At 38.1% G+C, this 6,494-nt stretch carries 6 protein-coding genes; 1 reads left to right on the top strand and 5 read right to left on the bottom strand.

The window, feature by feature from the left end; all coding sequences use genetic code 11:
* Window positions 1-221: 221 nt before the first annotated feature.
* Window positions 222-944, top strand: coding sequence for a porin family protein (locus tag EAX61_RS13425; protein ID WP_236642047.1), 723 nt, complete (start codon window positions 222-224; stop codon window positions 942-944).
* Here the strand turns inward: EAX61_RS13425 and EAX61_RS13420 are convergent.
* The 5 genes from EAX61_RS13420 to EAX61_RS13400 all read right to left on the bottom strand — a co-directional run bounded on the left by EAX61_RS13420 (window position 939) and on the right by EAX61_RS13400 (window position 6,303).
* Window positions 939-1,544 carry a hypothetical protein gene (locus EAX61_RS13420; protein WP_121918211.1) on the bottom strand — a complete coding sequence of 202 codons (606 nt, stop codon included), beginning with the start codon at window positions 1,542-1,544 and terminating at the stop codon, window positions 939-941. The two genes, EAX61_RS13425 and EAX61_RS13420, sit on opposite strands and share 6 nt — an antisense overlap.
* Entirely contained in the window at window positions 1,544-2,998 is a 1,455-nt protein-coding gene (rpoN, locus tag EAX61_RS13415) for an RNA polymerase factor sigma-54 (protein ID WP_121918223.1), read from the bottom strand. The genes EAX61_RS13420 and rpoN overlap by 1 nt, the downstream gene beginning before the upstream one ends.
* A gap of 162 nt (window positions 2,999-3,160) precedes the next feature.
* The gene (locus tag EAX61_RS13410; RefSeq protein WP_121918210.1) at window positions 3,161-3,868 is read right to left on the bottom strand and encodes a T9SS type A sorting domain-containing protein; all 708 of its coding nucleotides are present in this window, start codon (window positions 3,866-3,868) and stop codon (window positions 3,161-3,163) included.
* Between the two features lie 4 nt (window positions 3,869-3,872).
* Window positions 3,873-4,433 (bottom strand): hypothetical protein, encoded by a 561-nt coding sequence (locus EAX61_RS13405; protein WP_121918209.1) that lies wholly within the window; start codon window positions 4,431-4,433, stop codon window positions 3,873-3,875.
* Window positions 4,423-6,303, bottom strand: coding sequence for a hypothetical protein (locus tag EAX61_RS13400; protein ID WP_121918208.1), 1,881 nt, complete (start codon window positions 6,301-6,303; stop codon window positions 4,423-4,425). The genes EAX61_RS13405 and EAX61_RS13400 overlap by 11 nt, the downstream gene beginning before the upstream one ends.
* Window positions 6,304-6,494: the final 191 nt, after the last annotated feature.

Below are 6,494 nucleotides of genomic sequence, written 5' to 3'. Positions count from 1 at the left end.
ATGCAATCCAAATTTATAACAATCAGAGACCGCACTTATCCAATCACCTGCTAACACCACAGCAAATGCATCAACAAAACAAACTAAGTAGAAAACAGTACAAATCAAAAAAGCTTAACGATGCTAGCATCGTTAAGCTTTAAATATTAATTTTAATCCTTTAATAATCTGTATCGGTTATTTAGGACTAGACACTTATCCATCAATCATTATCTTTGACTATGATGAATTACGTTCGATTTTTAATCGGTTTATTGGTCTTTGTTCTGCAAGGGTGGACAGTACAAGCTCAAGGTGATATTTCAGAAGAGCAAATTCTTGTTGTAGATTCTCTGTATAGGGAAGATCAAGTGTATATAGGTTTAGGATTAGATCTGCTTACAAACAAGCCTGAAGGTATCTCTCAAAATGGATTTAGTGGTCACTTTAGCGTAGGATTTATCAGAGATATGCCTTTCAATAAAAGGCGCAATAAGAGCATTGGTGTTGGTTTGGGTTTGGGGGTAGATGTTTATAATCAGAACTTATTTATCGGAGAGGAATCAGATGATACTACCTCAATATATGCTATTGTTCCAGACAATATTGGACAGGTTAAGAATAGGTTCTCGTATTATTCAGTTCAAATGCCTATCCAGTATCGATGGCGTACGTCTAGCGCTACTGATTATACATTCTGGCGTATTTACACGGGCATACAGTTAGAGTATATATATCATTTTAAATCAACGTTTGAACAAAGCGGTAATACCGTAAATCAAACGAAAATTCCGGAACTCAATAAGATTCAATATGGTCTTACTTTTGCTTTTGGATATAGTGCATTCAATCTTAAGGTCTACTACGGACTCAATTCACTTTTTAATGAAGATGCAATCCTGACTAACGGAAATAAAGTCGATTTGCAAGTACTTAGATTAGGCCTACAGTTTTATTTTTTATAACCAATATGGGAAAGCTAAGAACTGTGGCACCGCTCCTACTATCGTTCCAACAACAAGTTCAACGGGAGTATGCGCTTTTGCTTCTAACCTAGAAGTAGCAGTAGCTCCACAAGCAAGAACAAGGAGGGAAATGAGCCATAGCATATTTGAATTAAAGTGAATGCTTAGTCCAAGTACAAAAAAAAGTACACCACAAATTCCTATCATATGAAGACTCGCCTTAAACTGAAAAAGCACTAAAACAAGTGCAGCGAGGGTTGATCCTAATACTCCTACAAAAAAGAAATGGAGCTCAGGTAGTTCATATCCCTTAAAAACAATATAGATGATAAGTAAAGTAAAAAGCCCTTGAAATAGTAGAGGGAATTTGCGTTCCTTCACATCTTTTAAATGAATCTCAGTTACCAAATTTAAATTTTTGAACATATAGAAGCTCAAAATCGGAATGATAACCGTCATAATGGTGGTCGCAAAAAATTTTGCATACCAGAATTCTGGATTCATAAATCTGGGCGTCGTAACGTAATATATGATCACCGCAATAAGCGGCATCCATAGCGGGTGGAAAATATATGAGAATGATTTGATAAGCCAGCGCATTAAATCTCTTTTCTGAGTCTCGCGACGGGAAGATCTAGTTGTTCTCTGTACTTTGCAACTGTTCTTCGAGCAATGGGATACCCTTTTTCTTTAAGAATACCAGCGAGCTTATCATCAGTAAGGGGCTTGCGTTTATTCTCTTCTTTAATAACAGTTTCTAGAATTTTTTTAATCTCACGAGTAGATACTTCTTCACCCTTGTCATTAGTCATACTCTCGCTAAAAAAGACTTTAATCAACTTTGTTCCGTAAGGCGTGTCTACATATTTACTGTTTGCTACACGGGATACTGTAGAGACATCCATATGAATTTCTTCTGCTATGTCTTTCAGTATCATAGGGCGTAAATTACGCTCATCACCCGTAAGGAAATATTCTTTTTGGTAGTGCATAATAGAGCTCATCGTAACAAATAGTGTCTGTTGTCGCTGGCGTATGGCATCTATAAACCATTTAGCAGCATCTAACTTTTGTTTGATAAACATCACAGCGTCTTTTTGCGCTTTAGTTTTCTCTTTGGAGGCTTTATAGCCCTTAAGCATATTATTGTATTCTCGAGAAACGTGCAGTTCTGGTGCGTTGCGGCCATTAAGCGTGAGCTCTAGCTCACCATCTACAATGCGAATGGTAAAATCTGGTACAACGTGTTCCACTATTTTTGTATTGCCAGCGTAGGAACCGCCTGGCTTTGGATTGAGATGTTCTATTTCTTCTATGGCGGCTTTGAGCTCCTCCTCAGAAACATCAAATTTGGACATCAGTTTTTTGTAGTGCTTTTTGCTAAACTGGTCAAATGCTTTTTCGAGAATATCCATTGCGAGCGAGACCTCCTTTGTTCCCGCCTTACGATCAAGTTGAAGAATGAGACATTCCTCCAGACTACGCGCAGCTACGCCAGCTGGATCTAAGTCCTGAACCTTGAAAAGTATTTTTTCTACCTCCTCTTCGGTGGTGTAAACATTTTGTGTAAAAGCAAGATCATCTACGAGATCTACTAGAGCGCGTCGTAGGTAGCCACTCTCATCCAGGCTTCCTATGATAAACTCTGCAATTTCCCGTTGCTCGTCAGAGAGCCTGACCGTATTGAGCTGTTCCTTAAGGTGGGTATTAAATGTTTTTCCAGAGGCATATGGGATCTGGCGCTCCTCATCATCTGCACTATAATTATTTGCACTTAGTCTGTAATCTGGCGTCTCGTCATCGCTTAGGTAGTCATCTACATTGATCTCGGCCTCTATGGTTTCTCCACCATCATCGTAGTCGTCGCTGTTGTCAAACTCGTCAAATTCATCATTAGCCTCGTCCTTGCCGCTATCTAGCGCAGGATTTTCCTCCATCTCCTGCTTTACCTTTTGTTCAAAGGCTTGCGTGGGCAACTGGATAAGCTTCATAAGCTGTATCTGCTGCGGAGAAAGCTTTTGCGAAAGCTTAAAATTAAGTTGTTGTTTTAACATAAACCAAAAATAAGAAAAAGCCCTACACAAATAGAACAAAGTTTTGTTAAGCGGAAAAGGGGAATGGTCTTTTCTACGCTTTCGCGAAAGCGTACACCTATAAAATCAAAAATCCCAACGCCTTGAAAACATCGGGATTAGTGCGAATCTATAAGCAATGAATTATTGTTTTATAAAGCGAATATTCTTGCCATTGTTTAATTTGAGAACATAAATACCCGCCGAAAGTCTCTCTACGTTAACCACATCTCTAGAGTAACTTAGATTTCCTTGTCCGACTTTCTGACCCAGTACCGAGAATATTTCATAAGTCGAAGCATCTAGCGTAGACTGGTCAATGGTTATAAAGTTTTCCGTGGGATTAGGATAAACGACTACGGCGTGTAGCGTTTCTTCTGAAATGCTCAGATTTTGGTCAGAGCTTCTTACGTACGATAAGCCGCCTCCGGAAGTTCCACCTTGTCCATTACCAGATGACCAGGAAGTAAATGTAATGTCTACATAGATATCGTCTGTGATAAGGTGAACGACCATTTCTTGTCCGACGGCCTGCGGTGGCATATCTACAGCGTCATCCCACGGTAAAAATGTGAGCGTTTCTATTTCAGAGGTGTTTCCAAACGCCCACTCTGTATCAATGGGACTTAAAAAGTCTGTAGTGTCATATTCCTCTTCTTGAGCGATATTAAAAATTCCAAAACGGTCTGCCCTAGTGATCCAGACATTATCTGTCATTCTATCTTGATTCTGGGCCAGTGTCCAGTCTGCGAAGTTTTCCTTTTCAAAAGTCACATCAGGTCCTGTCCAAATTATTTGGCCGTGAGAGGCTAATACGGATAGTCCAAAAATAATCAATAAGGTTTTTTTCATAATATTAGGGTGTTACTTCAAATGTAAAGTTCGTGATTTCTTCTGTTGAAAAACCATTAAGCGACGTTTCTACCTCAAAGTCACAAGCGTTATTAGTTGGGAATCTTAATCTATAACTAGGGCTTACAAGAATTTCATATGTTCCAGTTCGTTCTAATGTTACTCGATAAATTAGCTCATAATCATTATTGTCTTCATTGTAAATTACATAAGCCCGTCCATTGTTTTCAAGACGGCCACTTTCTAATGTAATGGTATTTTCAGCAGTCAATTCAGTATGATCAAATCCTTCAATCCAAGACTCTATTGTACCTGTTTCATCAAATAAATCTACAGGGGTCGAGAAAAAATTATTGGCACTTGGCAGGGTAAGGGTAACTTCAATTATATCTCCTTGATTATATTCAGTATTTAGAGGAGTAATTTCTAGTAAACCTTCTACAGTTATAGGTCTACTATCATTCTGGTCATCGCTACACCCGTCATCGTCACTAAAGAGACTGCAAGAAGTAGTAGTTATAAGTATTATAAAAAAGTATTTAAAAAAAATATTCTTAGTACCCATAGCTTTCGAATAATAAGTTGATACGATTAGTTGAGGTTGGGGGGTTATTATTTATAGCTTCTTGTCTGAGATCAGAGCCAGATCGAACGTCAGATTCTAAGAGTTCTATCATTGGAGATAAGTCATTGTCAGGCGCAGCCCACACTCTATCTCTTAAATTTCCTAAATTCGCCCCTGTTACACCATTCCTTAAAATTAATCCATCATTAATAAGTTCATTTGCAACGCTTTGATCCTGATAGTGCCATAATAATCCATTTAAAAAGAAAGTGTCATTATCGTCTCTTGCAAGCGACATAGGTCGCGTGTACATTCTGAAATCATTCATATAAGCTTGCGGATTGATGAAAGCATTACCGTTCCATCCTTCATTAAACGGATCCCTACTTTCCATTGCTTTCCATTCAATGTAGGTCGCCCAACCTTCAGCTAAGGCAATAAATTCTCCTGCACTATCTGTTGGTGTCGTGCCCTCATGATATGGGTCACCGTGTGCAATTTGATTATTGATCTCCGACGAGAAAATTTGTGCGTATGCAAATGAACCAATTTTTCTAGCGTGGGTGTAATGTGCCGATTCGTGAAAAATCAATTGTTCAATTCGCCCTGTATTAACCTGACCGTTTACTTCTTTTCCTTGAAGATTTCCAAGTATCTGGTCGGGACGGAACCACGGAGGTACCATTCCTATATAAGCACTGGTAATGGTTCCCCATACTGCAAACTGCGAGTAACCAGTAAGAACTGAGTAATACGGTAATTGTGGGTACCTGTGAAGCATAGGCGTGGAAGAAGCATCACCATTTTTCCAAGCCCAGACTACAGAGCTTTGGTGTGGAAAACCTATGTTTGTTTCGTTAACAAAATCATTATAGGTCATTATACCATTATGTACGGTTCCCTTGTACCATAAATGTTCGTGATGTGGTTCGATGAGCTTAGTGCGATTGTTACTGCTCCTGCGTAGTGTCATTAAGTGATCAGAGACTTGAATCCCTAACATCTCATTTAAGGTACGTCTTACCGAAACCTCAGTTCCTCTCCATTTTGCTCGTACACGTACTTTGCCGCGATACCTTTTTGTGGCTGTAAAATTACCATCTTCATCTGTGTACGTATAACGCCACCATACACCACGTCCAGTAGAAATTTTTGCTCTTCTTAATGCCTCTTCATTCCCTGTTCTTGTATTTCTTATTGTGACACGACCCCTTGGAGTGAACTTAGGGGCTCTCATTGTCTCCCTACTTGTATTGTTAAGAAAGTAAGGTAAATCTCTTTCTAGTATTTCTGAACCATAATCCTCAATTATATCTTCTTGCCATCCCGCTTGAACTAGGGCAATTGTTTCAATTTCAATCTCTTCTAATGGGGGTTGATATAAATACTCTAAAATTGTGTAGGGTAAATTATCTGGAAAATTGAAATCTTCTGGTACAGTAGTGTAGATATCGTGATAAAGATCCTGCTCATCTTGAGGTTCTACAAAATAGTCTCCTTCATTTATTATAAGATAGTCTAAGGGATAATCTTGTAGTACGACATCTTTATTGTTAAGATCATTGTCTAAACTGTCAAGTATGATTAAATGATCTTCGGTTGTTGGAGAAAATTTAATGTAGAGATGAGTTGCAGGAATAATTTTCTGTTGGAATCTTGAATTTGGCACAACATTATTATAAAAATTAACCGCTGCCTGCATTCTTGTTACTGAATAGGGATTCAACAGTTGCTTACCCAATTGTATTGGAGTTTGTTCCAAAAAGTTTTCATCTGCTATTCCTGCAATTGTGGACTTTCCAGTATTAGACTGTTTAATGATATTTTCTACCTCATCATCAGAACAGCTTTGGAAAAAGAAGAGACTCATTATAGATAGACTTACGCTAATTAAGCGAAAGAGCGTTAGCCTTTTTAAATTTTTTGTTTTTTGTTTTTTGTTTTTTGTTTTTTGTTGTCATAATTACAGATTAAAGATAAACAATTAGATTTGTCGGTGTTGTCAAATGTAACGTATTGTTCGATAGCTCAATGTTATTAAATAGCCATGTAAGTGTAAAT

Source organism: Dokdonia sinensis (assembly GCF_003688895.1).
Lineage (GTDB): Bacteria > Bacteroidota > Bacteroidia > Flavobacteriales > Flavobacteriaceae > Dokdonia > Dokdonia sinensis.
This window is presented reverse-complemented; position numbering and strand designations above follow the sequence as displayed.